Origin of the sequence: Iodidimonas nitroreducens, from assembly GCA_000710935.1 — a bacterium.
Taxonomy (GTDB): Bacteria; Pseudomonadota; Alphaproteobacteria; order Sphingomonadales; family Rhodothalassiaceae; genus Iodidimonas; species Iodidimonas nitroreducens.
The window spans coordinates 26,612-47,879 of the sequence record BAYV01000024.1 but is presented as its reverse complement, the minus strand read 5'-3'; the positions used below and the strand labels follow the sequence as shown (position 1 = coordinate 47,879).

Annotated in this window: 21 protein-coding genes; 13 read left to right on the top strand and 8 right to left on the bottom strand. The window is 57.2% G+C overall.

What is annotated here, in order from left to right; translation table 11 throughout:
- Window positions 1-223 precede the first annotated feature (223 nt).
- The 5 genes from AQ1_RS10010 to AQ1_RS09990 all read left to right on the top strand — a co-directional run bounded on the left by AQ1_RS10010 (window position 224) and on the right by AQ1_RS09990 (window position 4,317).
- The gene (locus AQ1_RS10010; RefSeq protein WP_042086810.1) at window positions 224-454 is read left to right on the top strand and encodes a hypothetical protein; all 231 of its coding nucleotides are present in this window, start codon (window positions 224-226) and stop codon (window positions 452-454) included.
- A complete protein-coding gene (locus AQ1_RS10005; protein WP_042086807.1) occupies window positions 451-852 on the top strand; it encodes a type II toxin-antitoxin system death-on-curing family toxin in 402 nt (133 codons plus the stop codon). The genes AQ1_RS10010 and AQ1_RS10005 overlap by 4 nt, the downstream gene beginning before the upstream one ends.
- Before the next feature lie 67 nt (window positions 853-919).
- The gene (locus AQ1_RS10000) at window positions 920-2,749 is read left to right on the top strand and encodes an AMP-dependent synthetase/ligase (RefSeq protein WP_042086806.1); all 1,830 of its coding nucleotides are present in this window, start codon (window positions 920-922) and stop codon (window positions 2,747-2,749) included.
- A 14-nt stretch (window positions 2,750-2,763) separates the two neighbouring features.
- A complete protein-coding gene (locus tag AQ1_RS09995) occupies window positions 2,764-3,681 on the top strand; it encodes an MBL fold metallo-hydrolase (protein WP_042086804.1) in 918 nt (305 codons plus the stop codon).
- A 75-nt stretch (window positions 3,682-3,756) separates the two neighbouring features.
- Entirely contained in the window at window positions 3,757-4,317 is a 561-nt protein-coding gene (locus AQ1_RS09990) for a flavin reductase family protein (protein WP_052371188.1), read from the top strand.
- A gap of 26 nt (window positions 4,318-4,343) precedes the next feature.
- Here the strand turns inward: AQ1_RS09990 and trxB are convergent, their stop codons facing one another.
- Window positions 4,344-5,345, bottom strand: coding sequence for a thioredoxin-disulfide reductase (trxB, locus tag AQ1_RS09985; protein ID WP_042086803.1), 1,002 nt, complete (start codon window positions 5,343-5,345; stop codon window positions 4,344-4,346).
- Between the two features lie 157 nt (window positions 5,346-5,502).
- Window positions 5,503-6,705 (bottom strand): PAS domain-containing protein, encoded by a 1,203-nt coding sequence (locus AQ1_RS09980; protein WP_161760550.1) that lies wholly within the window; start codon window positions 6,703-6,705, stop codon window positions 5,503-5,505.
- Window positions 6,706-7,077: 372 nt separating this feature from the next.
- Between AQ1_RS09980 and AQ1_RS09975 the strand changes: the two genes are divergently transcribed.
- From AQ1_RS09975 to AQ1_RS09965, 3 genes are all read left to right on the top strand, one after another.
- Window positions 7,078-7,560: an Lrp/AsnC family transcriptional regulator gene (locus tag AQ1_RS09975; protein ID WP_042086831.1), complete on the top strand. Its 483-nt coding sequence runs from the start codon at window positions 7,078-7,080 to the stop codon at window positions 7,558-7,560.
- A gap of 15 nt (window positions 7,561-7,575) precedes the next feature.
- On the top strand, window positions 7,576-8,670 hold the full coding sequence (locus tag AQ1_RS09970; protein ID WP_042086829.1) for an alpha/beta fold hydrolase: 1,095 nt from the start codon (window positions 7,576-7,578) through the stop codon (window positions 8,668-8,670).
- Between the two features lie 145 nt (window positions 8,671-8,815).
- Window positions 8,816-9,766 (top strand): DUF2336 domain-containing protein, encoded by a 951-nt coding sequence (locus AQ1_RS09965; RefSeq protein ID WP_161760548.1) that lies wholly within the window; start codon window positions 8,816-8,818, stop codon window positions 9,764-9,766.
- On the opposite strand, the gene AQ1_RS09960 is transcribed toward AQ1_RS09965, so the two are convergent.
- The 4 genes from AQ1_RS09960 to AQ1_RS14590 form a co-directional block, all read right to left on the bottom strand.
- Window positions 9,748-10,893, bottom strand: coding sequence for an ATP-grasp domain-containing protein (locus AQ1_RS09960; RefSeq protein WP_150006961.1), 1,146 nt, complete (start codon window positions 10,891-10,893; stop codon window positions 9,748-9,750). The two genes, AQ1_RS09965 and AQ1_RS09960, sit on opposite strands and share 19 nt — an antisense overlap.
- Window positions 10,890-11,504: a DedA family protein gene (locus AQ1_RS09955; protein ID WP_052371186.1), complete on the bottom strand. Its 615-nt coding sequence runs from the start codon at window positions 11,502-11,504 to the stop codon at window positions 10,890-10,892. Before AQ1_RS09955 ends, AQ1_RS09960 begins: the two co-directional genes overlap by 4 nt.
- 25 nt (window positions 11,505-11,529) lie before the next feature.
- Complete coding sequence (locus tag AQ1_RS09950; protein ID WP_042086794.1) at window positions 11,530-12,657, bottom strand: M14 family metallopeptidase; 1,128 nt, start codon at window positions 12,655-12,657, stop codon at window positions 11,530-11,532.
- Window positions 12,658-12,767: 110 nt separating this feature from the next.
- Window positions 12,768-13,373: a DUF4136 domain-containing protein gene (locus tag AQ1_RS14590; protein ID WP_161760546.1), complete on the bottom strand. Its 606-nt coding sequence runs from the start codon at window positions 13,371-13,373 to the stop codon at window positions 12,768-12,770.
- 464 nt (window positions 13,374-13,837) lie between these two features.
- Here AQ1_RS14590 and ykgO point away from each other — a divergent pair, with 464 nt between their 5' ends.
- From ykgO to AQ1_RS09935, 3 genes are all read left to right on the top strand, one after another.
- The gene (gene ykgO, locus AQ1_RS14900; RefSeq protein WP_081837259.1) at window positions 13,838-13,963 is read left to right on the top strand and encodes a type B 50S ribosomal protein L36; all 126 of its coding nucleotides are present in this window, start codon (window positions 13,838-13,840) and stop codon (window positions 13,961-13,963) included.
- 157 nt (window positions 13,964-14,120) lie between these two features.
- Window positions 14,121-14,735 (top strand): HAD family hydrolase, encoded by a 615-nt coding sequence (locus tag AQ1_RS09940; RefSeq protein WP_042086824.1) that lies wholly within the window; start codon window positions 14,121-14,123, stop codon window positions 14,733-14,735.
- An 87-nt stretch (window positions 14,736-14,822) separates the two neighbouring features.
- Window positions 14,823-16,277: a TrkH family potassium uptake protein gene (locus AQ1_RS09935; protein WP_042086792.1), complete on the top strand. Its 1,455-nt coding sequence runs from the start codon at window positions 14,823-14,825 to the stop codon at window positions 16,275-16,277.
- A gap of 107 nt (window positions 16,278-16,384) precedes the next feature.
- On the opposite strand, the gene AQ1_RS09930 is transcribed toward AQ1_RS09935, so the two are convergent.
- The gene (locus AQ1_RS09930) at window positions 16,385-16,744 is read right to left on the bottom strand and encodes a hypothetical protein (RefSeq protein WP_042086791.1); all 360 of its coding nucleotides are present in this window, start codon (window positions 16,742-16,744) and stop codon (window positions 16,385-16,387) included.
- Between the two features lie 133 nt (window positions 16,745-16,877).
- Window positions 16,878-18,311, bottom strand: a complete 1,434-nt coding sequence (tldD, locus tag AQ1_RS09925) for a metalloprotease TldD (protein ID WP_042086790.1) — start codon at window positions 18,309-18,311, stop codon at window positions 16,878-16,880.
- A gap of 355 nt (window positions 18,312-18,666) precedes the next feature.
- Here tldD and coxB point away from each other — a divergent pair, with 355 nt between their 5' ends.
- Together coxB and ctaD are read left to right on the top strand one after the other, a co-directional pair.
- A complete protein-coding gene (coxB, locus tag AQ1_RS09920) occupies window positions 18,667-19,593 on the top strand; it encodes a cytochrome c oxidase subunit II (RefSeq protein ID WP_052371184.1) in 927 nt (308 codons plus the stop codon).
- A gap of 35 nt (window positions 19,594-19,628) precedes the next feature.
- Window positions 19,629-21,263 carry a cytochrome c oxidase subunit I gene (gene ctaD, locus AQ1_RS09915; protein ID WP_042086787.1) on the top strand — a complete coding sequence of 545 codons (1,635 nt, stop codon included), beginning with the start codon at window positions 19,629-19,631 and terminating at the stop codon, window positions 21,261-21,263.
- Window positions 21,264-21,268 lie beyond the last annotated feature (5 nt).

The window sequence follows — 21,268 nt, the reverse complement described above, 5'->3', positions numbered from 1 at the left end:
CGAGATGGACCCCGGGTCAAGCCCGGGGTGACGAAAGTAAAAAAGCCCGGGGTGACGAAAGAGGGGGTGGCCCGGGGTGACGGAAGGAAGAATGGACCCCGGGTCAAGCCCGGGGTGACGGAAGAGGGGGCGGGGTGATGCGGGGGGGCTTTGGCGTGCTGGCTGATCTTGATATTTCATGATATATCATGACAAACGGATGCTAGGATCAAGGAGACAGGCCATGGAAACGAAAAGGCGAGAAAAATTCGCCACACAGGTCAATCCCGAGATTTTATCGGCAATCCGCGATCTGGCACAGGATGAAGGACGGCAGTTGCAGGCTTTAGTTGATGAAGCCCTGGCCGATCTGATCGAAAAACGCAGGCAGGGCAGGCCCCGCGCGCATGTGATGGCTGCCTATCAGGCGAGCCATGATCGCTATGCGCCGCTTTATAAAAAGCTGGCTGAATGACGGACTATCTGACCCTTATCGAAGTTTTGATGATCCATGATGACCAGATAGAACGTTATGGCGGTGCGGCAGGGTTACGCGACCGGGGAATGCTGGAAGCCGCCCTTTATCGCCCGCAAACCGGCTATTATGCCGATCTGATCGCAGAAGCGGCGGCCCTTTGGGAAAGCCTTGCGCAGAACCATCCTTTCATCGACGGGAATAAACGCACCGCTTTTGCCGTTTGCTATACGTTCCTTGCGATCAACGGGGCGAAGATCATGGCCGAGGCCGAGGATATTCATGCCTTTATCATCGGCCTTTATGAAACCGCCACATTTACAATGGATGCACTGGATCTTTGGCTGCGCGCCAATGTGACGATTGAGGGGGGCGAAGGAAAAGAAGGTCATTTTTAGCGATGGTTTGGGCGGCAGGATTGGGCTAAGAAAAAAGCGGGGAGTGACGATAAAAGGATAAAGATCAATGACATTGGACGCACCCGCCAATCTGGTTTCCCTGCTTTTTGATCAAGCCAACAAAAACGGTAAAAAGCCTTTTTTATATACCAAGCGTGATGGCCGCTATCAGCCCCAAAGCTGGACTGACGTGGCCGACAAGGTCGCGAGGCTGGCCGCCGCCCTGATGGCGCAGGGGATCGGGCGTGGGGATCGGGTGATGCTGGTTTCTGAAAATCGCCCGGAATGGCTGATCGCCGATTTTGCCATCATGGCCGCCGGGGCCATCAGCGTGCCCGCCTATACCACATCCACCACCGCCGATTATCAGCACATCCTGAACAACAGCGGGGCGAAGGGCGTGATCATCAGCAGCCCCAAGCTTGCCCGCATGGTGCTGCCCGCCGTGCATCAAAGCGATCCTGTCGAATTTGTGATCGCGATCGATGACACGAAACTGGCCCAAAGCATCAATGCCCGGATTTTGCGCCTGCAGGATATTCTGGCCCAGCAAAGCGCCTGTGTGGAGCGGATCGAGGCGGCAGCCCGGCAGATCAGGCCCGATGATATTGCCTGTTTGATCTATACATCCGGCACCGGGGGCGCACCTAAAGGGGTGATGATCAGCCATAAAGCGATTTTGCATAATTGTATGGGGGCCTGCGATGTTTTGGCGGAGATCGGGCTTTCCGGTAATCGTTTCCTTTCCTTTTTGCCGCTGAGCCATGCCTATGAACATAGTGCGGGCCAGGCCCTGCCGGTGGCCATAGGGGCCGAGATTTTTTATGCTGAAGGGCTGGATAAGCTCGCCGCCAATATGGCCGAAGCGCGCCCCACCATCATGGTGGTGGTGCCCCGGCTGTTTGAAATGCTTCGTCAGCGGGTTTTGCGGCAGGTGGAAAAAGAGGGCGGCCTCAAGCAAAAGCTTTTCCATAAAGCTTTGGCATTGGGGGTGAAACGCCATGAACAGGGCGGCAGGCTGGATCGGCTCGATGATATCATGGATCGGCTGCTGGATCGGCTGGTGCGGGCAAAGGTGCGGCGGCGCTTTGGCGGGCGATTGAAGGCGCTGGTTTCGGGCGGCGCGCCGCTGAACCGGCAGGTGGGATCGTTTTTCATCGGGCTGGGCCTGCCTTTATTGCAGGGCTATGGCCAAACCGAAGCCGCGCCGATCATCTCGGTCAACCGGCCCCATCAGTCCAAGGTCAACAGCGTGGGCCCGCCGATGAAAGGTGTGGAGGTGAAAATTGCCGAGGATGGCGAAATTCTGGTGCGCGGCGATCTTTTGATGGCCGGCTATTGGGGCGATGAGCGCGCCACCCATCTGGCCCTGCGCGAGGGCTGGCTGCATACGGGCGATATCGGCCAATTCGATGCGGATGGCCATTTATTCATCACGGATCGGAAAAAGGATATCATCGTTTCGGATAAGGGCGAAAATATCTCCCCGCAAAGGGTGGAGGGGATGCTTTCCCTTGAACCCGAAATTGCGCAGGTGATGATTTATGGCGATGAAAAACCCTATCTGGTGGGGCTGATCGTGCCCGATGCCGAATGGCTGGGGGCATGGGCGAAAGCCGCAGGCCGTGCCCCCGATCTCAAGGCGCTGGCGGATAACAAGGATTTGCACGCGGCTTTGGATGAAGCGGTGAGCCGGGTGAACAAGCGGCTGGCCAGCCCCGAAAGGCTGCGCCGCTTTGCTTTGGCCGATGAAGCTTTTTCCATCGAAAATGAGCAGATGACCCCAACCTTGAAAATTCGCAGGCATGTGATCTCGAAAGTCTATCGCAGCCGTATCGAAGGGCTTTATGGTGGTCATGGTAAACATCATCAGCCCGATGGTGATAAAACATACTGATGAGGGGGATTTCAATGGCAAACGGATTTGATGGAAAGCGGGCTTTGGCCGCGCTTTTGCTGGCCGCAGGATTGAGCCATTCGGCCGCAGCCCAGCGCGATTTTTCCGATGTGGAGATCAAGATCGAGCCGGTGGCGGGCAATGTGCATGTGCTCTATGGGGCCGGGGGCAATATCGGCGTGCTGACCGGTGATGACGGGGTGATTCTGATCGATGATCAGTTTGCGCCCTTGACCGAGCGGATATTGGAGGCCATCGCCAGCCTTGACAGCGGGCCGGTGAAATTCCTGCTCAATACCCATTGGCATGGCGATCATACCGGCGGGAATGAAAATCTGGGCGAAGGGGGCGTGGTGATCGTGGCCCATGATCATGTGTATCGCAGGCTGGCCCAGCCGCAACGCTTCAGCAATGAACGCCGCAATACCGAAGCCCGGCCCAAAGCCGCTTTGCCGGTTTTGACCTTCAATGATCAGCTTAGCTTTCATCTGGGTGAAGATGCCCGGGCCTATCACATGCCCCATGCCCATACCGATGGCGATAGCATCATCCATTTCCCCGAAAGCAATGTGATCCATATGGGCGATCTGTTGTTCGTTGATCGCTATCCCTTCATCGATGTGGAAAGCGGCGGCAATCTTCTGGGCATCATCGATGGGGTGATCAAGGCGATGGCTTTGGCCGATGAAAAAACCATGTTCATCGGGGGGCATGGTCCGCTGGCGGATCGCGAACGGGTGCGGGCTTATCTGAATGTGCTGGAAACCGCGCGGGATCGGGTGCGGCCGATGATCGCCGATGGTAAAAGCCTGGACGAGGTGATTGCCGCCCGGCCCATGGCCGCCTATGACGAGGCATGGGGCAGCGGTTTCATCAACCCCGAAGCTTTTTTGCGCGCTGTTTATGAAAGCCTTAAAAACCCGGCGCATTAATCTCTATCCATGTTAAAACCCCGGCACCAGTCCCCCTATCTATGACCCACGCATAAACGGAACAGACCGCCGATCATGACCGAACAGAATAACAAGCCAGATGAAGGGCACAGCCGCTTTGCCTTTGACCAAAGCCATGGATTGCCCATTGATCATGATCGGCGGGCTTTTCGTGCAGCATTGGGCCGCTTTCCCACCGGGGTGGCGGTGGTGACAGCGCAGGGGGCAGAAGGCCAGCCCATCGGCATCACCATCAACAGCTTTTCATCGGTGAGCCTGGAACCGCCGCTGGTTTTGTGGAGCGTAGATCATCAAGCCTCGCGGGCTGCTGATTTCATCAGGGCCGAACATTTTGTGGTCAGCGTGATGGCCGAAGATCAGGGCCAACTGGCGCGGCAATTTGCCGGACCGGAAGACAAGCGCTTTCAGGATGGGCGCTTTCACCATGTGGAATGGCACCCCTTGGGCGAGGATATCCCCATCCCCGAAGGCGCGGTGGCGGTTTTTTTATGCCGCAAATATGCCGATTATCCCGGCGGCGATCACCGCATCATCGTGGGGCAGGTGGAGCAGGTGATCAGCCGCACGGCCAATGCCCTGCTCTTTCATGATGGGGTTTTGCGGCCGCTCGCCTGATCATTTGGCCTGATTATTTGGCCTGATCATTCCGCCGCCTGCTTGCCTTTTGCTGCCTTGCTGCTTTGGGCGGCTTCGGACGCAAGCCAACGCTCGGCCTCCAGCGCGGCCATGCAGCCCATGCCCGCCGCCGTTACGGCCTGACGATAAATATCATCGGTGACATCCCCCGCCGCATAAACCCCGGGAATATCCGTGGCGGTGGAATCCGGCGCGGTTTTGATATAGCCATGGCCATCCATGCTCAGCTTGCCCTTGAACAGGCTGGTGGCGGGCACATGGCCAATGGCGATAAACACCCCATGGGCGGGCACGATCCGGGTTTCGCCGCTGCGGCTATGGGCCAGCCGCGCCCCGGTGACCCCAAGGGGATTTTCATCGCCTAAGATTTCATCGATCTGATGATCCCAGATCACTTCGATCTTTTCATGGGCAAAAAGGCGATCTTGCAGGATTTTTTCCGCCCGCAGATGATCGCGGCGATGAACCAGCGTTACTTTCGAGGCAAAATTGGTCAGATAAAGCGCTTCTTCCACGGCGGTATTGCCGCCGCCCACCACGATCACTTCTTTGTTGCGATAGAAAAAACCATCGCAGGTGGCGCAGGCGGAGACCCCGAAGCCCTTGAATTTTTCCTCGGATGGGATGCCCAGCCAGCGGGCCTGCGCGCCGGTGGCAATTACCACAGAATCGGTGGTATAAAGCCTGCCGCTATCGCCGGTGGCGCGGAAAGGGCGGCTGTCGAGATCGATATCGGTGATGATGTCCTCGATCAATTCTGTCCCCACATGCAGGGCCTGAGCCTTCATCTGTTCCATCAGCCATGGGCCCTGAATCACATCGGCAAAGCCGGGGTAATTTTCCACATCGGTGGTGATGGTCAATTGGCCGCCCGGTTGCAGGCCAGCGACGATGGTGGGGCTTAGATTCGCCCGTGCCGCATAAATCGCCGCCGTATAGCCCGCAGGCCCCGATCCGATGATCAGAATTTTGCTGTGATGGGGGGCGGGCGCTTGGCTTTGGGGCATCGGGTCTCTCCGGCTGCCCGCCGGGTGGGGCGGGTTTTCATGGATGGGCAATAACAAAAAGCACCGCCAAAGCGATGCGTCGAACTTTCAGTTATTTAATCCTCAAAACCCATGGGCGCAAGATGCGGCTGTGCTGAGGAAAATCAAGCGTGGGGAATCAATCATGGTGATAGGCGCGCCGATCAGGGCGGGACTGCGTCGAACCAAGGGGCAGGGCTTTCAGGGCCTTCACACAATCGCGCATGGTTTTGGCGTAATCTTCCAGTTCGGGCGAGGTGGTGGATTGCGACAAACGATCCGCCGCCCGGGCCATGCGATCAAGCAGATCATCGGCGCGATCAACAGGGCTGCGATGACGCCCGCCCGCATCGGGGCTGGTGATGCGATCAAGATCGCGCACGGTGCCGATATACCCCTCGAATCGGCCTTCGGGAAAGGAAAAGCGCGGCTGGGCCCGCAAACGCCAGCGTCGGGCCGGCTGATTTTTTGGCATGGTTTGAAAAACCAGATCTTGCAAAGGCACATGGCGGGCCATCGCCCGGGCAATATCATCGGCTGTTGGGGCGGCGGCGTGCAGATCAAGGGCATAGGTCAGAAATTCGCCATAAAGCGCAGGCATCGACGCGCCAAAAGCCTGCACCGCATTGGGGGAAAGCCGGGTGATCCGGCCATCCCGGGCGGTTTCAAATTGCCAGCTATCATCGGATTGATCCACCAAAGGCTCCAGATGTTTGGGGCGGGCAGGGATGGGCGTCGTGTTCAGTTGCGGCTCCAGATTTTTCGCCGATTCCAGATTGTGTTGAGCCTTTGGATTGGGTTGGGGCTCAAGCTTAGGGGCGGGCTTAGGGGCAGTCTTGGCCGCAGCTTGGGGGGCAAGCGGTTCAGGGTTTGGATTTGATTGCGGCGATAGGGGGGCTTTGGCCTCAGCAGATTTCGGGCTGGCGGCGCTTTTATTGGGCTGTTGCAAATGCCGGGCGGTAACACGGGCCAAGGCCAGCCAGACATCAAGGGTGAGATCGGCACGTCTGGCGATTTCGATATGATGATCGGGGCCGGTTTTGGAAATCAACTGGATCAATTCGGGGGGGCTGAAAGGCACCTGACGCAAAAGCGGGGTACTGATGCTGGCTTCATCGGTGGCCAAAAGGCTGGCCAGATCCTTTGGCGGCGCGGGCAGGCTGGCCAGATGCTGCACCATTTTGCGCCGGGCTGTGGGGGCGGCCTGGGGCATCAGGCTTTCCAGCATCCGCAAAAGATGGCCCCGGCGTTCCGGCTCGTCTTCACGATCTTCGTGCAGCAAACGCCGGGCCAGAGCGATGAAAAGCTCGGTATGTTCGCGATTGCCATCCATATGATCCATGGCGACATCCTGATTCTGATGCCCTCTATCAGGGATCAAATCCCGCCCAAACTCAAAATTCTGTTCCGGCTCGGCGTATAGAACTGATGCGCCGGTTCTGCGCTGATGATCAGCGCGTTCCGTTTCCTCTTGATGCATGGTCGTCTTGCCCTGTTCCGTTCCCGAAAGCGCCCCCGCGCCTGTTCCGTTCCCGAAAGCGCCCCCGCGCTTGTCCCGCGCAGAGTTTGCACTGTTTATTCGCAGAACGCAAACCCTCTAAATTTCAGCAGGGAAGGGCTGGAAATATCCTGACCATTGATTATTATATTGTTATAATATTTTTGGGGAAAAGGCGCGAAATGCGTCTGTCACATGCAGATGGAGCGAAAGACGATGGCCAGAGTGAAGCTTGATGCAGTGGATATGAAAATTCTCACGTCCCTGCAAGATGAAGGTCGGATGACCAATGTTGATCTGGCCGAACGGGTGGGGATCACCGCGCCGCCCTGCCTGCGCCGGGTGCGGGCCCTCGAAGAATCGGGCTTCATTCGGGGCTATCATGCCGATCTCGATCAGGAAGCCCTGGGCTTTGGGATCACTGTTTTCGCTCTTGTCTCTCTGCGCAGTCAGGCCGATGCTGATTTGCAGGCTTTCGAGCGGAAAGTCGCCGATTGGCCATTGGTGCGGGAATGCTTTATGCTCAATGGCGAAATTGATTTCATTCTCAAAATTGTGGCGCGGGATCTGGCTGAATTTCAGCGCTTTCTGACTTCCGAACTCACCTCCTCGACCAATGTTGAAAGTGTCAAAACCTCGCTCACCATCCGCTCGTCAAAGCGGGTGCCCGGGGTGCCTTTGCCGCTCCCGAAAAAATAAGCATCGCCCATGGGGATGAACAGCGGGCGTGGCTTCAGGCTTTTGGCCGGCAGCCCGCACGCGCCCTTTTGGGCGGATGTGCCGGATTTTCAGCCACGCTGGCCCTGGATCGGGGGCGATCTGCAAACCCTGCGCAATCGCTTGGTTGCACCCCCCAAAGCTTTATGGGGGGTGGAAAGGCGGCTTTTGATCCCTTTGCGATCCCCATCTTTTGGGGCTTTGTCGGCGCTTTCCAATGCGCCTTTTGATCTGGCAAAGGCGAAACAGGAAAAGCTGGGGGCCTCGCCCATCGTCCTTATGGTGCACGGCCTTGGCGGCTGCGAGGATAGCGCCTATCTGCGCCTTGCCACGCTTGGGTTTGAGGGCTGCGGAGTTGAGGTGATCCGCCTTAATCTGCGCGGGGCGGGGCCATCGGCGGCCAGCAGCTCTGGCCCTTATCATGGGGGGCTGACCGATGATCTGTGCGATGTGCTGGCGTGGCTTCATGCGGAAAGGCCCGGTCAGCCGGTGCTGGCCATCGGCTTTTCTTTGGGCGGGCATATGCTTTTGCGCCTGGCGGGGCAATTGGGGGCGGGCGAGATTGAGCTTGAAGCCGCGCACCCCTTGGCGATCATGAGCATCAGCGCCCCTTTGGATCTGGCGGCGGCGGGGGCGCGCATTGCCGCGCCGCGCAATCGCATCTATCATCAGGCCCTGTTGCGCTGGATGAAGCGGGATGGCGCGCAATGGGCACCATCGGATGATGATCTGCAAATGCGCCTGCGGGCGGTTGCCAGCATTCGCGATTTCGATGATCGGATCGTGGCTCCTGCCCATGGTTTTCGCAATGCCGACGATTATTATTACCGGGCTTCGGCGGCCCACGGGCTTTCACGGATCCGCCTGCCGGTTCTTGCCCTGCATGGGGATGATGATCCCTGGATTCCCCTTGATGCTTATCAGGCAGCCGATTGGCCCGATGGGGGCCATGTTCAGGTGGCGATCAGCCGGGGCGGCGGGCATGTGGGCTTTCATGGTCGCCAAGGGATTTTGCCCTGGTATGTGATGGTCACACGAAAATGTGTTCTGGCGCACATCTCTGGCGCAAGGCCGGGCATGGCCGTTTTTTGAGGGCGCATAAGGCTTTGCAGCGGCCAAGTGGACAGAGGCCGTAACCCCCGATTAATCATGCTTCTATAGACCCTGTTAAGGCTAACTATCGTAAAATCAACCTTATGAAATTCAAAGCAGGCGTCAATTTATGGAGTTCAAGGGATTGAGATTGCCCCCGTCATCGAGCCGCGCACAGCTTGAAAAAGTTGTTCTGGCGCGCAAGGTCGGGCTGTTTCTCCTTGAAAAGCACGACCCGGGCGAGCGGCAGGTCGTGGAAGACGTGGCCCGCACCCTTGCCCATGATCTGAGCGTGGAAGTGCGCCAAACTCTGGCATTTGAATTGCGCCGGGCCGGTTATCTGCCCCTTGATCTGGCCGAGAAAATTGCCCGCGATGTCGAAGATGTATCCTCGCCTTTTTTGCAGCACGTCTCTGTTTTTAAAGAAGACGATCTGGCGCGGCTGGCCCGTGAATTGGATGAACATGCGCAGATTGCCATCGCCCGGCGATCCCATGTGCCCGATATCGTGGCGGTGGCCATTGCGGAAACCGGCGGCGAACGGCCGGTGACCTATCTGATCCGCAATCCCGGTGCCGAAATCGAACGCGCCTGTGGCCCCATCCTCAATCGCTTCAGCGGTAATCGGGCGATGATGGATCATCTGAGCCGCCGGGGGGATCTGCCCCTCGAAATCGTTCAGCGGCTGGTGGATCATGTGTCGCAGGCCTGCCGTGATGGCTTAATCGCGCATTATGATCTGTCGGCTGAAAAAGCCGATGCCTTGGCCGCCGCAAGCCGGGCCGATACCGTTTTGAAATGGTTGGAAGGGGCAAGCCGGGGGGCGCTCAATGAACATATCCGGCAGCTTGAACAGCGCGGGGCGCTGACCGATCGCTATCTGGTCGATATTACCAAGCGCGGCGGATTGCGCTTTTTTGAAAGTGTGATGGCCTATAAAACCGGCATCGATATCATCACCATCGAGCGGATTATCAGCGCCCATAGCGCCACCCATGTGCTGAAGCTGATCCGCCGGGCGGGCTATCGCGATGAACAGGCCACCCGGCTTTTGGGGGCGTGGGAAATGGGCGTCAATCAATCCGTGGGCGGATAGCCGCGCACCAGCCGGGCTTCGTGGCGCCATGCCCGATAAAATTCCAATAGATTGATGGGCGGTGCGCCGCGCCTGCGATTGTCCCGGCCAATGGCAAACAGCATCGAGAATTGCTCAAACAGATCGCCATAGGCTTTTTTAAGGGTCATCCGCGAATCCCAGATATGGGTGGCTTCGCCGCCCGCGCCATTGACCTCGATGATGGTGAAATCGCGGCCCTCTTGCAGGGCCTTGAAATCACTGAAGCGCACATCAAAGCGACCGATATAAAAACCATCGATATCGCGGGCCAGTGCGTCGATGGCTTGGGTCAAAGCTTCGGTGATATAGGGGCGGCCATCACGGAAAATCGCGCCCTTTGAATGGCTTCCGGCAAAAGCGAGGCGCACGGGCTCGCCTTTGGGGATGATTTCATCGAGCCGGGTTGCATTTCGCTTCAGATAAAGATGGGGCAATTGCCCGGCACGGGGATCATCCATGATCAGGCGTTCCAGATGATCCCGCCCATTGCCGATGATCGTGGGAAAATATTTCAAGGTCATAGAAAACAGCCGCCCCTGCTTTTGCGATGGCGACCGCACATAAAAAAGCCCCACCTCGCCCGGCTGATCCACCAGCTTTTGCAAGACGATCCGGGCCCCATCGGGAAAGCTTGCGATATAGCGGTCAAGATCGCGATCATTGCGCACCACCTGCACGCCCGCCCCCCGGCAGCCCATATCGGGCTTGGCGACCAGCGGATAATCAAGGCCCGATCCCCGCGCCTCGGCCATCACGCTCAGGCTTTGATCTTTGGCCTGATGATCGGCACAAAAGCAGATGAACGGGGCGAGGGCGGCTTTTGCCTTCACACCAAAGCGCGAGAACACCTGCGCCTTGCTTTCCCCCACAAAGCCGCCATTGGGAAAGCCCGGATTGGCCGCCGTGGGCAAGGCGGGGCCGCCATAGCGCAGGCTGAGCCAAAGCCACCAAAGGATTACCGGAGTATAAAACAGCCACTGGGGCCAGAATTCAAAAAACGACAGCTTTTGCGCGCTTTCATCAAGGGCGGGCATATTGGCATGGGGGGCCGCTATGGGACGTTCAGTGTCAGACTTTTCAGGGGCAGTCATCAGGGGTGCAGTCATGATCTATGGTGATCCTCAGGCAGGGGGCGAACCCCGAATATCCGCGCACATATGGGGCCAATAAAATGCGGAACAACCAAGCCAAACAATAAAATGATGATCGCCCCCAGCCATTTCCATGGACCAAGGGCATCGAGAAAGGGCTTCCCGGCATAAAAGATCACGATGAACACAAGGCCGGTCCATAAAACCGAGCCCAGGCTGAGGATGGCGATGAAGAAAGGAAAGGAGAAGCCGAAAAAGCCGCTGGCCGTATAGGTGGGAAAGCGGGTGCCGGGCATGAAGCGGGTGGCCAGCAGAATGGGCCCCAGCCTTTGTTCCACCCAGCGTTTGGTTTGATAGATGCGGCGCGTGGCCACCAGCCTGCGCATGAAGCGGTAGCGGGCCGCCAGGGCGCCTGCGCCATAAAGGGCCCCATCGCCCAGAATGATCGCGATGTTCACGGCGAGGAAGCCCAAAGGCCAGCCGATCAGGCCCTGTGCGGCCAGAAGGGCGGTGCCCACGGTCACCGCATCTTCAGAGATGAAGCTCAGCCCGATGGCGAGGGCGATGAACAGCAAAGGCTGGCCCGCCAGATGCTCCATGATCCTGAGCGCCCAATCGAAATCCATGGTCAGCCCTTTTTCATGCCAAGCCTCACAGATCGTCGATCAGTTCATGAAGGGCATCAAGGCAATGGCGGGCGAGATGCTTTGATCGCTCGGGCGACCAGCCGAATGTGGGCTCGGGATCATTGGCATTGTCCTTGAAGGGCATTTCCAAAGTCATGGCCGGGCAGCCGAATCGTTCCGCCACCCAATCGGTGCATTTCTTGAGATCGGATGTGCCGGGGGCATCCTTGGGATAGCCATGTTCGGTTTGGAAATCCGGGCTCAAGCGGGCCAAAGTTGCCTGATAGCGATGATACAGGCGCAACTGCTTTTCATTGATCGAAGGGATGCCCTCGAAACCGGCGAGAAAATTATAGGGCAGGGCTTCATCGCCATGCACATCCATATGAAAATCAACGCCCAAACGTTCCATATTGCGCCGCGCCCAATAAACCTCGGGGCTGTTTTTCTCATCGGGATCATTCCACACCCGGTTGAGATTGACCCCGGCGGCATTGGTGCGCAGATGCCCCCGCCGTGATCCATCGGGGTTCATATTGGGAATGATATAAAAACGCGCCTTCGATAACAGGCTGCGGGTGACCGGATCATCGGTATCAAGAAGGCGATCAAGCAGGCCTTCCATCCACCATTCGGCCATGGTTTCCCCCGGATGCTGGCGACCGATGAACCAGATTCTTTTGCCTTCTTGTCCGCCGCCGCTGCCCACTTCGATCATATCGATATCCTGGCCATCGAGGCTTTGGCCAATGGATCTGATGCGGACCAAAGGATTGACCGATGCACTGGCAATCAGATCGGCATGACGCTCCATGGAATAAGGGGCGAAGGTAGCATACCACACCACATCATATTCCGGCCGATGATTGATGATCAGCCTTGTGCCATCATATTCCGTGGGCACGCGAAACCATGTTTGGCGATCATAGGATGCCACTACATTATAATTGTGCCAGCCATCGGGATAGGCGCTTTGCGATGCATTTTCGATCAGAATGCGGCAATCGGCCCGCAGGGCACCGGTGGCACGGAAATAAAACCACTGGAAAAAATCCGATTGATGATCCTTTTTTATGGCCAGACGAATTCTGTGGGGGCCGCCGGGGCCGAGAACTTCAATATTCCCGCCGTCGAAATTGCTGGTGATATCCATATGCTTTGTTTCTCAAAGGGTTGCTGTGATGATGAAGCGCCGGGCCGTGGCCGGGCATGTTGATGAGGAAGATTGAAAACTTCGGTATCGGGTTTTCAGGAATAGGGGCCTCAGGAACCGGGATCAGGGTTCAGGGTGACCTGTGTCGTGCGGCCTGAAGGGCCGGGAAAATCCTGCAAAAGGGCCCGTGCCAAAAGCGGGATGATGCGTGTTTTATCATCCACCCGCCCGGTGGATAGGGCCCGGCCTTCCCAGATCCTGTTGCCGCTGGCGGCATCGATCAAAACCAGTTCAAGGCGGCGGCGAAACACGGTTTCAGGCTCATCATCGCCAACGGGGAAGCTGACGCCGCCGCCAATGCCCCCCCTGCGGCCAAAGCTGCCGCCACCGATGCTGATCGTGCCTTGATCTTTGGGCGCTGCCGCCGCCGGGCTGTTGATATAATCAAGTTCGGCGATGATCTCGGGGGGCTGATCACCTGCCGGGCTGAAGCCGTGCTTTTCGAGCTCGGCCCCCAGCATTTCGGCAATGGCGCCAAATTCCAATGTTTCAAGCTCTTTGCGGGCGGGCTTGATGGTGATGGTTCGGCCATTGGTTGCATCGATCTGTGCCGTGTGGAAGCGCACCACCTCAGCCTTGAATTGCGGCCCGGCACAGGCTCCCACCATCCCCATGAGGAAAAGGAGTGCCAGAGTTCTCATTATGCGTGTGTTCATGATCATCTCTACAAATTACCAAGGGAGCCGGTTTGATTGCAAGCCTTCGATCTGTGTCCCTTACTCATCAGGGCGATGGATGATAGCGCTTTTTAAGTCTGATGGTGCATTTTTGCGTCTAAAATCGGGGTGCGAAAAGCCGTGATTTCATGTATAATCCTATCACCGACGCTGATGGGCGCACCGGTCGCTCGAAAGTGCCGGCATATCACCGCACCTTACAAGGCGCGGAAAAGGGAAGGCGACCCGGCCTTGATCCCACTTATGCAGGCGCGGGGCCGCCTTCTCTGGATTATTTTCAGGCGCGGGGCCGCCTTATCTGGATTTTAATGCCATTAAAGCGACCAACAGGGTGCTTGACAGTCCATGGCTGTGCCCATATGGTCGCGCGCTCTAATCAGATTAATGATCCCGGTTTCGGCATGTCATCATGCTGGTTCCTGTGGCGATGACGGGTTGACGTTATGAAAGTCAGAAATTCACTCAAATCACTGAAATCGCGCCATCGCGATTGTCGGGTTATTCGTCGCAAAGGTCGCACCTATGTGATCAACAAGACGAATCGTCGTTTCAAGGCACGCCAGGGCTGATCAGCAAGCATTGCGGTGGGGCTTGGGCTTTGTCGCGTGCTTTGCCTTGCGGGCAAGACAGAAAAATCGCCGCGTTGGGATTCCCGATCAGGGGTTTTGGCGCGGCGCCTTCATGTCTGGCTTTTTGCAACATCTTGAGAAAAACGGGGTCCTGCCAATGTCAGCGCCGGTGCAGGCAGTCATTTTCGATATCGGGAATGTTCTGGTCCGCTGGAATCCCCGCAGGCTTTATCGCCAATTGATCGAAGATGAAAAGGAACTGGATTGGTTTCTTGAAACGGTCGTGCCGCTTTCATGGCACACTCAGCATGATCTGGGGGTGCCGTTTGCCGAAAACATCAAGACGCGTCAGCAGCAATTTCCCGAATATGCCGATCTCATCGCCCTGTTTTACGAGCGTTGGGACGAGACCATCGATGGCCCCATCGACGGATCGGTGGCGATTCTCGAACAGCTTGATGATGCGGGGGTTCCGGTTTTTGCGCTGACCAATTATTCCGCCGAAACCTTTCCCGATTTTCGCCGCCGGTTCAGATTTTCCGACCGTTTTCGCGATATCGTCGTTTCAGGCGCTGAAGGGATGGTCAAGCCCGATCCCCGGCTGTACGATCTGGCGATCAAACGATTTGGGGTTCGTGCCGAACACAGCGTTTTCATCGATGATCGGCCAGATAATGTGGAGGCGGCGATTGAACGAGGATTGCAAGGCCTTGTGTTCACAGGTCCTGAAACTCTGGAGCAGGATCTGCTGCGCCTTGGTCTGCCTTTATGATCAGCGGGGCCGTTTTTCTTCTGCTCTTTGGTCTAAAGCCCTGACCCATGGCCCTCTCTCTGATCCTCGGCCAAGGCAGCAAAATCCATGATTGATTTTCGGCCGATTCTGAATATTTGCGGGATGTTGCTGATCGTGATGGCCGTGGCCATGATTTTTTCGGCTTTGGCCGATGTGGTCAATGGCAATCCCGATTGGATGGTTTTCTTCTCGTCATCGGCGCTCACCGCTTTTGTGGGGGGGGCTCTTTATCTGGCCACCCGCAGCGGCAGCCCGGCTGAGATTTCGCGGCGGCAGGCCTTTGCTCTTACCACATTTGCCTGGATTTTCGTGTCGGCGGCGGGGGCTTTGCCTTTCCTTTTTTATGGCAATGCCCTGTCTTTGCCCGATGCGGTCTTTGAATCCATCTCCGGCCTCACCACCACCGGTTCTACAGTGATTGCGGGGCTGGAACAGCAGCCGCCGGGTATTTTGCTGTGGCGGCATCTTCTGCAATGGATCGGCGGGGTGGGGATCATCCTGATGGCGATCATCATGCTGCCCTTTCTGGGCGTAGGGGGGATGCAGCTCTTTGAAACGGAGAGTTCCGAGCGCTCGGGTCGGATCGTCCCCCGGGCCCGGCAGTTCGTGGTTTATATCAGCCTGATTTATTCTGGCCTCACCCTCATCTGCGCGATCACCTATTATGCCATGGGGATGAGTGCTTTCGATGCTATGGGCCATGCCATGTCCACTTTGTCGACCGGCGGCTTTTCAACCCATGATGCCTCATTCGGCTATTTTGAATCGGCGCATCTGCAATGGGGGGGGACCCTTTTCATGCTGGCGGGGGGGATTCCCTTCGTGGCCTATATCCGCTTTGTGCGGGGCCAGCATGGGGCCCTGTTCAATGATGTGCAGATCAAGGCCTTTTTGTTTTTCCTTGCCTTTGTGTCGATCAGTTTGGGGATATGGCTGACCAGCAACGGGCAGGCGCAATCCCTGGAGGAAGGGCTGCGGCTCGCAGCCTTCAATGTGGTGTCGATCGTCACCACCACCGGCTTTGCGACAGCGGATTATACCTTATGGGGCAGTTTGGCGGTGGGCCTGTTTTTTGCGCTGACCTTTGTGGGCGGCTGCACCGGATCGACATCGGGGGGGATCAAGATCTATCGCCATCAGATATTGTGGACGGCGGTGCAGGCTTATGTGCGGCAGTTGATCAGCCCGCATCGGGTGGATGTGCTTAATTATGGCGGGCTGCATGTGACCCGGGATGTGCAGGCATCGGTGCTGGCCTTCCTTGCGGTTTTCGTGGGGGCTTTTTCCATTACAACGGTGCTTTTGGCGGCGATGGGGCTTGATCTCGTCACCGCCTTGTCGGCCTCGGCCACGGCCTTTGCCAATGTTGGGCCGGGCTTGGGGGAGATCATCGGGCCGGCGGGAAATTTTTCATCATTGCAGGATGAGGCCAAATGGGTTTTATCCGCCGCCATGCTACTGGGCAGGCTGGAGCTGTTCACTGTTCTGGTGCTGCTTGATCCGGATTATTGGCGGGGTTGAGCTTGAGGATCAGGGCCTTGCTATGAAAAACCCCGGCCTGAAGGACCGGGGCGAGAAAGGCTGATCGATCAGGGCCGAGCGAAGCGGTGCGCCCGAAACTGTCGAGCCTAGACCTGAAGATCCACACTTTCGCGGCGTTCTGCGCTGGCATCGCGGCGGGCATCCGCCTCTTCGGCACGCACTTCGGCGGTATCATCGCGCGCTTCGGCCCGATCAGCCTGCACATCGCGATCACCGGGGCCAGCATCAGCGGGGGTGCTGTTCACCCCATCACGCGGCGCTTCCACAACCGAACGAGCAGCCGAAGACAGATCAATGATCACACCCTCACCACGGTCGGATGAACCGCCCCGGGCATTGGCACCACCAGCCCCGGTATTGTCCCGCGTTTGCGGTGCATTGGTCTGGCTTGCCTGTGCATTCCCGGAAACCAGCCCCGCAAGACCGCTGTCACCAATGATTGCCATTTTGCTCTCCAAAACCGTTAAAACGACTCGGTCTACCCGAATCTGACCCTTATACCTAACAGAGACACTTTAATACTCTGTTAACATCCATCTCAATTTAGCTCAAATCAGCGGCAAAGCCCACCGAAAATGATCAGGCCGTGCCGCCCACAGTCAGTTCATCGATCAGCATGGTTGGCTGGCCCACGCCCGCAGGCACCGATTGCCCGGCCTTGCCGCAGGTGCCCACGCCATTATCTAGGGCGAGATCATTGCCGATCATCTTTACCCGCGTCAAAACATCAGGGCCATTGCCGATCAGCGTCGCCCCTTTCACCGGCTCGGCAATCTTGCCGCCCCGGATGCGATAGGCTTCGGTGCAGGAGAAAACGAACTTACCCGAGGTGATATCCACCTGTCCGCCACCGAAATTGACCGCATAAAGCCCATCCGGGACGCTGGCCAGAATCTCGCCGGGATCATGCGCGCCCGCCAGCGCATAGGTATTGGTCATGCGCGGCATGGGTTGGTGCGCATAAGATTCGCGGCGGCCATTGCCGGTGGGGGTCATCCCCATGAGCCGGGCATTGGTGCGATCCTGCATATAGCCGGTGAGGATGCCATCTTCGATCAGAACCGTGCGGCTGGTGGGGGTGCCTTCATCATCGATGGTAAGTGATCCGCGCCGGTTGTCGAGCGTCCCATCATCAACCACCGTCACGCCCTTGGAGGCCACCCGCTCACCCATCAGGCCGGAAAAGGCCGAGGTTTTCTTGCGGTTGAAATCGCCTTCAAGGCCATGGCCGATGGCTTCATGGAGTAAGATGCCCGGCCAGCCCGGCCCCAGAACCACAGGCATGGTGCCTGCTGGCGCATCCACGCTCTCTAGCGCGACCTCGCCCTGACGAAAAGCTTCATCGACATAATATTTCCATGTCGCCTCATTGAAGAAATCATCATAGCCATGGCGTCCGCCACCGCCAAAGCTGGCACTTTCCAAACGGTCTCCATTGGCCATCACCAGCGAAACATTGAGCCGCACAAGAGGCCGGATATCCCGCGCCCGGATGCCGCCGGGGCGGAGGATTTCCACCACCTGCCAGCGCCCGGCGAGGGAGGCCGAGACCTGAACCACCCGGCTGTCAAGGCTTCGGGCATAGGCATCGATGCCAGCCAAAAGCGCCACTTTTTGCGAGAATTCATGGGCATCAAGGGGATTATCGGGGCTATAGAGGTGGCGATTGGTGCCCGGCGGCGGCGGGGCGATGGTTTCGGCATGATGGCCGGAATGGCCGTTTTTCACGGCCCGGATGGTTTCGGCAGCGCGCAGGATCGCGGCTTCCGACAGCTCGGATGCATGGGCATAGCCGGTGGCTTCCCCCATCACACCGCGCAAGCCAAAGCCCTGAGCCGTATCGAATGAGGCGGATTTCAACCGGCCATCATCAAACGCCAGACCTTCTGATTGGCTGTATTCCAAATAAAGTTCGCCATCATCAAGGCCCATCAGGCTGCGATCGGTGAGGCGTTCCACAGCGCCTTGATCCATTTGGGCATGTGTATAGAAAAAGTCGGGATGAAGGCTCATAATGATCCTGTTCTTGTGCTCTGGAAAGTGCGCTGATATCTGGTTTAAAAATCTGCGAGTCTTAGGTGATCACCTATAATTAAGATGTTTGTGGACATCTTTAAAGGCCGTAAATGGGTGGATAGGGTGATCTTGATGTTTGCCCTTGGGTGATCTCCTGCTATATGTCCGCGCCATGATCTTCTGGCTGCAGGCGGCTGGGTTCAGAGTTGGAAGAAGGGGCCGGGCAATTTGTCTCATCTGCAAAGCGTGGTTCTTTGCGTATGAAGGGGCAGATAAGGCTTGATAAAAACGGTAAAGGGCGGGGCTTTCGGGCCAAAACCTGTAAAATAAACTCCTGATGCGGGATTGAGTGATGAAGAAGCTTTTCGGCATGATCGGTCTGGCCATGATCGGCGCTTTAGCAGCCCTTGCGGGATTTGCCGTCTCGCCAGCCATGGCGCAGGTCGTGCGTAAAGGGGAAGATGGGCTGATGGGCCTGCAACCGGCGGCAACACCGGTGATGGAGCAGCTGACGTCTTTTCATGATCTTTTGCTGGTGATCATCACGGTGATCACCCTTTTGGTGGCGGCTTTGCTGGGTTGGGTGATGGTCCGCTATCGTCGGAAAGCCAATCCGAAGCCTTCAAAAGTATCGCATAATACCGTGATTGAAGTGGTGTGGACGGCGGTGCCCATCCTTATTCTGGTGCTGATCGCCATTCCCAGCTTCAAGCTGCTTTATGCTCAGGATGTAACCCCGAAAGCCGATCTGGTGATCAAAGCCACGGGGCATCAATGGTATTGGACCTATGAATATCCCGATTATGAGAATATGAGCTTTGATGCGCTGATGCTGGCGGAAAGCTTTTATACGGATAAGTCGGCAGAATCGCAGGAAAATCGCCGCGCTGCCGAGCAAAGACTGGCGGATTTTCTGGTTCGCGACACACTGCCCGAAACCTATCGCCTGCTCGATACCGATACCCGGATTGTGGTGCCGGTGAACACGGTGGTGAAGATGCTGGTGACGGCATCGGATGTGCTCCATAGCTGGACCATTCCTTCCTTTGGCGTGAAGGTTGATGCGGTGCCCGGGCGGCTGAACGAAACATGGTTCAAGGCAACCGAGATCGGCACCTATTATGGCCAATGCTCGGAATTATGCGGCATCCGCCATGCCTATATGCCCATTGTGGTTGAGGTGGTGAGCGAGGAGCAGTTCAAGCTTTGGGTCGAGCGGACCCGCGCCGAATATGCCTCGGCTTCGGATTTCAAGCGTCTGGCCTCGGCTGGTCGCTAAGTTTTATGCAATATTGACGATCGAGGAACGATAACATGGTCAGCACGGCTCACACCCATGATGCATCCGATCACGGCCACCCCACCGGCCTGAAGCGCTATCTGTTTTCCACCAATCACAAAGATATCGGGATCCTTTATCTGTGGTTTGCAGGCTTTGCCGGGTTGGTTGGCTTTTTGATGTCTCTGGCCATTCGGATCGAGCTTGCCGAGCCGGGCGTTCAGTTTCTGCCTTTCCTGACGGGCGGTGACATGAATGCCGCCTATCAGCTTTATAATGCCCTGATCACCGGCCATGGCCTGATCATGATTTTCTTCATGGTGATGCCCGCCCTCATCGGCGGCTTCGGGAATTTCTTCATCCCCATCATGATCGGCGCGCCGGATATGGCCTTTCCCCGGATGAACAATATCAGCTTCTGGCTGCTGCCGCCGTCTTTGCTGTTGCTGGTTTTGTCGCTTTTCGTCGAAGGCCCTCCCGGGGCTTTGGGTGTGGGCGGTGGCTGGACCATTTATCCCCCCCTCAGCAGCACGGCGGGGCATCCCGGACCGGCCGTGGATCTGGCTATCCTGTCGCTCCATGTGGCGGGGATTTCATCCATTCTGGGGGCGATCAATTTCATCACCACCATTCTGAACATGCGCGCACCGGGAATGACCATCCACAAAATGCCGCTTTTTGCCTGGTCGGTTCTCGTCACGGCTTTCCTGTTGTTGCTGGCCCTGCCGGTGCTGGCCGGGGCGCTGACCATGCTGCTCACCGATCGTAATTTCGGCACGGCGTTCTTTGATCCGGCGGGCGGTGGCGATCCGATCCTGTTCCAGCATCTGTTCTGGTATTTTGGTCATCCCGAAGTGTATATCCTGATCCTGCCGGCCTTCGGCATCATCAGCCATATCGTCTCGACCTTTTCCCAAAAGCCCGTATTTGGTTATCTGGGCATGGCTTATGCCATGGTTGCCATTGGCTTCATCGGCTTTATCGTCTGGGCGCATCATATGTATACGGTGGGCCTTGATGTGGATACCAAAGCCTATTTCGTGGCGGCGACGATGGTCATCGCGGTGCCCACGGGGGTCAAGATCTTCAGCTGGATCGCCACCATGTGGGGCGGCTCGATCGAGATGAAAACCCCGATGCTGTGGGCTGTTGGCTTCATCTTCCTCTTTACCCTCGGTGGCGTCACCGGGGTGGTGCTGGCCAATGCCGGTGTCGATCAGGTGCTTCATGATACCTATTATGTGGTGGCACATTTCCACTATGTGCTGTCGCTCGGCGCGGTTTTCGCGATCTTTGCCGCCTTCTATTACTGGATCGGTAAAATGAGCGGACGCGATTATCCCGAATGGGCGGGCAAGGTGCATTTCTGGCTCACCTTCGTGGGGGTCAATCTGATCTTCTTCCCCCAGCATTTCCTTGGTCTTCAGGGGATGCCCCGGCGCTATGTGGATTATGCCGATGGCTATGCCCTGTGGCATGCGGTTTCAAGCTATGGCACCTATCTCACGGGGGCTGGCCTGCTGTGGTTCTTCGGGCTGGTGGCCTATACCCTCATGGCGGGCAGGAAAGCCCAGCAAAATCCCTGGGGCGAAGGGGCAACCACTTTGGAATGGACCCTCGCTTCGCCGCCGCCTTTCCATCAATTCAATGAACTGCCCCGGATCAAATGAGCCGT

What these genes read in the sequence shown, in the direction of transcription:
- coxB (WP_052371184.1), top strand. Translation starts at nt 18,667, where the DNA reads ATGAAGAAGCTTTTCGGCATGATCGGTCTGGCCATGATCGGCGCTTTA.
- AQ1_RS09935 (WP_042086792.1), top strand. Translation starts at nt 14,823, where the DNA reads ATGATTGATTTTCGGCCGATTCTGAATATTTGCGGGATGTTGCTGATC.
- AQ1_RS09930 (WP_042086791.1), bottom strand. Translation starts at nt 16,744, where the DNA reads ATGGCAATCATTGGTGACAGCGGTCTTGCGGGGCTGGTTTCCGGGAAT.
- AQ1_RS09960 (WP_150006961.1), bottom strand. Translation starts at nt 10,893, where the DNA reads ATGACTGCACCCCTGATGACTGCCCCTGAAAAGTCTGACACTGAACGT.
- AQ1_RS09950 (WP_042086794.1), bottom strand. Translation starts at nt 12,657, where the DNA reads ATGGATATCACCAGCAATTTCGACGGCGGGAATATTGAAGTTCTCGGC.
- AQ1_RS09990 (WP_052371188.1), top strand. Translation starts at nt 3,757, where the DNA reads ATGACCGAACAGAATAACAAGCCAGATGAAGGGCACAGCCGCTTTGCC.
- tldD (WP_042086790.1), bottom strand. Translation starts at nt 18,311, where the DNA reads ATGAGCCTTCATCCCGACTTTTTCTATACACATGCCCAAATGGATCAA.
- AQ1_RS09955 (WP_052371186.1), bottom strand. Translation starts at nt 11,504, where the DNA reads ATGGATTTCGATTGGGCGCTCAGGATCATGGAGCATCTGGCGGGCCAG.
- AQ1_RS09975 (WP_042086831.1), top strand. Translation starts at nt 7,078, where the DNA reads ATGGCCAGAGTGAAGCTTGATGCAGTGGATATGAAAATTCTCACGTCC.
- AQ1_RS09980 (WP_161760550.1), bottom strand. Translation starts at nt 6,705, where the DNA reads ATGGATCATATGGATGGCAATCGCGAACATACCGAGCTTTTCATCGCT.
- AQ1_RS10010 (WP_042086810.1), top strand. Translation starts at nt 224, where the DNA reads ATGGAAACGAAAAGGCGAGAAAAATTCGCCACACAGGTCAATCCCGAG.
- AQ1_RS14590 (WP_161760546.1), bottom strand. Translation starts at nt 13,373, where the DNA reads ATGAACACACGCATAATGAGAACTCTGGCACTCCTTTTCCTCATGGGG.
- AQ1_RS09940 (WP_042086824.1), top strand. Translation starts at nt 14,121, where the DNA reads ATGTCAGCGCCGGTGCAGGCAGTCATTTTCGATATCGGGAATGTTCTG.
- ykgO (WP_081837259.1), top strand. Translation starts at nt 13,838, where the DNA reads ATGAAAGTCAGAAATTCACTCAAATCACTGAAATCGCGCCATCGCGAT.
- AQ1_RS10005 (WP_042086807.1), top strand. Translation starts at nt 451, where the DNA reads ATGACGGACTATCTGACCCTTATCGAAGTTTTGATGATCCATGATGAC.
- AQ1_RS09970 (WP_042086829.1), top strand. Translation starts at nt 7,576, where the DNA reads ATGAACAGCGGGCGTGGCTTCAGGCTTTTGGCCGGCAGCCCGCACGCG.
- AQ1_RS10000 (WP_042086806.1), top strand. Translation starts at nt 920, where the DNA reads ATGACATTGGACGCACCCGCCAATCTGGTTTCCCTGCTTTTTGATCAA.
- AQ1_RS09995 (WP_042086804.1), top strand. Translation starts at nt 2,764, where the DNA reads ATGGCAAACGGATTTGATGGAAAGCGGGCTTTGGCCGCGCTTTTGCTG.
- ctaD (WP_042086787.1), top strand. Translation starts at nt 19,629, where the DNA reads ATGGTCAGCACGGCTCACACCCATGATGCATCCGATCACGGCCACCCC.
- trxB (WP_042086803.1), bottom strand. Translation starts at nt 5,345, where the DNA reads ATGCCCCAAAGCCAAGCGCCCGCCCCCCATCACAGCAAAATTCTGATC.